At 62.6% G+C, this 3,965-nt stretch carries 3 protein-coding genes; all 3 read right to left on the minus strand.

Annotated elements, in window-relative coordinates; translation table 11 throughout:
- On the minus strand, positions 1-1,563 hold a 1,563-nt coding region (locus RSB01_RS13695), incomplete at its 3' end, for a TonB-dependent receptor (RefSeq protein ID WP_332625696.1).
- 170 nt (positions 1,564-1,733) lie between these two features.
- Positions 1,734-3,005, minus strand: a complete 1,272-nt coding sequence (locus tag RSB01_RS13700; protein WP_332590470.1) for an aminotransferase class I/II-fold pyridoxal phosphate-dependent enzyme — start codon at positions 3,003-3,005, stop codon at positions 1,734-1,736.
- Between the two features lie 128 nt (positions 3,006-3,133).
- Positions 3,134-3,965, minus strand: an 832-nt coding sequence (ychF, locus tag RSB01_RS13705; RefSeq protein ID WP_332625698.1) for a redox-regulated ATPase YchF, incomplete at its 5' end; no start/stop codon positions are given.

The raw sequence follows: 3,965 nt of genomic DNA on the forward strand, positions 1-3,965 counted from the left end.
GCTCTCGCTCGTTTCCGGCGTCAGGTTCGGGTTGGGAATGGATTCATAGCCGAAGACCGGGTTGGCGAAGAAGTTGTTCACCTGCATCGGCGAGGGCGCCTTGAAGCCCTGGGCGTAGTTGGCGAAGACGCTGAAGTGGTCGTCGACCCAGTAGATGGCGCCGATCTTGGGCGACAGGTGGCTGTCGCTCTGACCCGCCGACGGGGCCGGGAACAGGGCGTCGGCCTTGGGCGTCAGTTCGTACCAGTCGTAGCGCAGGGCCGGGATGATGCTGAGGCGTCCGCCCAGCAGTTCGATCTCGTCCTGGATAAACAGACCGGCGAGGTCGTATTCGGTCTTGGGGAAGGGGCGGGCAGGGAAGGGTTCGCCCATCGGTGGCGCCGTGCCGTCGCGGAGGCCTTCCTGGGTGGTGCGCGACCAGTCGCCGCCGACCGTGACGCGGTGCTGGACGGTTTCGCCGCCAAAGGTCTTGGACCCTTGCGCGGCCATTCCCCAGACGCTGTTGTCGAAGGTGACGTCGCGGGTGCGGTCGACCGCCGGCGTGCGGTCTTCATAGGTGAACTGGCGCGTCGTGGCGTCCTGCCAGTAGGAGGAGACCGAGCCGTCATCCAGACCGAAGACGTCGTTGAACCGCCAGCCCAGGCTGACGCGGTCGCGCTGGGTCTCGTCGTGGGCGGTCAGGCCGATGACGGTCGCCGAATAGCTGCTTAGGGCATCGCCCTCCATGTCCTGATCGAAGTGGTCATAGGTCAGGCGAATCGTATGGTTGGCGTTGGCCTCCCAGACCAGCTTGGCCAGGATGGCGTTCGAGGCGAATTCCTGCGGGTTGGGCTGGGTGCGGGCAGAGCCCGTGCCGCCGACCTCGGCCGTGTTTTCGGTCTCATGGGCGTCGCGGCGGGTGTAGGCCAACAGGCCGGACAGAGAGCCCGTACGACCCGCCAGTGCGAGGCCCTCGGTCCAGCCGTCGTCGGCCGAGTTGTAGCCGACCCGGGCGCGGGCGCCGAAGTTCTCGCCGCTGGCGATGAAGTCCGAAGGGTCCTTGGAGGTGAAGCTCACCGCGCCGGCGATGCCGTCCGAGCCATAGAGGGCCGAGGCCGGGCCGCGCAGGATCTCAACCGACTTGACCAGGTCCAGGTCGTTATAGCCGCCGCGCCCCACCGCCTGTGCACCGAAGGCGAAGCCGTCCGGCACGCGGACGCCGTCCTGGATGATCAGCACGCGGTTGCCGCCCATGCCGCGAATGGTGAAGCCCGAGTTGCCGTCTCGACCGGCGCCCGACAGGGCGGCCGAGAAGCGGGCGGGGCTGGTCGGGACGCTGACGCCCGGCTCGAACCGGATCAGGTCCTTGATGTCGGTGACCAGGTTGTTCTCGATGGTCTCGGCGGTGATGACGCTGACGCTGGCGGGAACCGTGTCCACGGCGCGTTCGGTACGGGTGCCCACCACGCTGATGGGGGACAGGACAACCGGAGTATCCAGATCAGTGACTTCGGACGAAAGTGCGGGGGACGCGACGGCTGTGAGGGCGAGACCCGCCACCGACAGCAGGAGTTTTGAGCGCATCGAATGTGCCTTGGTTTTGAATGACGAAAGGCAATTACTGAGAATGATTATCAGAATCAATCTTAATTTATAAATCTATGAAATGGATGGATTTTTAAAATCGGGAATTGAAAAGGCCCCGCCACGCAAAGCGCGACGGGGCCAGTATTTTTGACGAAAGGATTCGCGTGTCAGACGGCGGCCAGCGCCTGTTCCAGATCACCGATCAGGTCGTCGATATGCTCAATGCCGACGGACAGTCGCACGGTATCTTCGGTCACACCGGCCTTCTTCAGTTCGTCAGGTGATAGCTGGCGGTGGGTGGTCGAGGCGGGGTGGCAGACCAGCGACTTGGCGTCGCCGATATTGACCAGTCGCGTGAAGATTTTGACGGCATCCTGGAAACGGGCACCGGCTTCGCGGCCGCCCTTAACGCCAAAGGTCAGAAGACCCGACGCCTTGCCGCCGAAATATTTCTGGATCAGGGCGTGGTCGTTATGTTCGGGAAGGCCCGCATAGTTGACCCATTCCACCTTCGGGTGGGCCTTCAGCCATTTGGCGATGGCGGTGGCGTTCTCGACATGGCGATCCATGCGCAGGGCCAGTGTCTCCAGCCCTTGCAGGATCAGGAAGCTGTTAAACGGAGAAATCGCCGCGCCGGTGTTGCGCAGCAGAACTGTACGCACCCGACCGATAAAGGCCGCCGGACCAAAGGCCTCGGTATAGACAACGCCGTGATAGCTGACTTCTGGCTCGTTCAGGCGGCGGAAGCGCTCTTTGTGTTTGCCCCACGGGAAGGTGCCGCCATCGATCACAGCACCGCCAATAGAGTTGCCGTGGCCGCCGATATATTTGGTCAGGGCATGCACGACGATGTCGGCACCATGCTCGATCGGGCGGGTCAGATAGGGAGTCGGCACGGTGTTGTCGACGATCAGCGGCAGACCTTGCGCGTGGGCGGCATCGGCCAGAGCGGCAAAGTCCACCACATTGCCCAGAGGGTTGCCGATGGACTCGCAGAAGACGGCCTTGGTGCGCGCGTCGGTGTTTGCCGCCACTGCCGCGATGTCGTCGGCGTCGATGAAGCGCACTTCGATGCCGTATTGGGGCAGGGTGTGGGCGAACAGGTTATAGGTGCCGCCATACAGGGCCCCCGTGGCGATGATGTTGTCGCCAGCCTCGGCTAGCGTCAGGATGGCATAGGTGATCGCCGCCATGCCGGACGCTACGGTCAGGGCCGCAACCCCGCCTTCCAGTGCCGCCAGACGCTGTTCCAGCACATCCGAGGTCGGGTTCATGATGCGGGTATAGATATTGCCCGCGACCTTCAGGTCGAACAGGTCCGCCCCGTGCTGGGTGTCATCAAACGCATAGCTGGTGGTTTGATAGATCGGCACGGCCACCGACTTGGTCGTCGGATCCGGCGTATAGCCCGCGTGCAGGGCAAGGGTGTCGAACTTCATGGCTTCCCCGAAGAGTGTACAGCTTGGATGACGCTGTTCATCTAGGGGAATGGCAATGTCCGCAAGGGAATTAGATTTCAGATTTTCTGCAAGGGCGGTCAGATTTTCTAACCGCCCTGCATTTTGGCTTAGTTATTGAACAGGAAGTGCATCACGTCGCCGTCTTTGACGATGTAGCTCTTACCCTCTGCGCGCATCTTGCCCGCTTCCTTGGCACCGGCTTCGCCTTTGAGGGCGATATAGTCATCGAAAGCGATGGTTTCGCCGCGGATGAAGCCCTTCTCGAAGTCGGTGTGGATCACGCCGGCCGCTTGCGGGGCGGTGGCACCGACCGGAATGGTCCATGCGCGGGCTTCCTTCGGACCTACGGTGAAGTAGGTCTGCAGGCCCAGCAGCTTGTAGGCTTCGCGGATCAGGCGGTTCAGGCCCGGCTCTTCAAGGCCGAGGGTCTCCAGGAACTCGCGTTGCTCTTCGTCGTCGAGGACAGCGATTTCCGACTCGATCTGGGCCGAGATGACCACCGAGTTGGCATTGTCCTCGGCGGCGCGCTTGGCCACCAGATCGGACAGTTCGTTGCCCTTGTCAGCCGAAGCTTCATCGACGTTGGCGACGTACAGGGCGGGCAGGGAGGTCAGAAGCTGCAGCATGTGCCACGCCTTCTCGTCTTCCTTGTCCACCTGCGCGACGCGGGCGGGCTTGCCGGCGCGCAGCGGTGTCAGGGCCAGATTGATCAGACGCAGGGTCTGCTGGGCTTCCTTGTCACCGCCCTTGGCTTTCTTCTCGACGTTGTTGACGCGTTTCTCGAGGCTTTCGAGATCGGCCAGCATCAGCTCGGTCTCGATGATTTCGAGGTCCGAGATCGGGTCGATGCGGTTTTCGACGTGGGTGATGTCGTCATCGACGAAGCAGCGCGCGACAAAGGCCACGGCATCGCAGTCGCGGATATTGGCCAGGAACTGG

Origin of the sequence: Brevundimonas sp. (genome assembly GCF_036659295.1) — a bacterium.
GTDB lineage: Bacteria > Pseudomonadota > Alphaproteobacteria > Caulobacterales > Caulobacteraceae > Brevundimonas.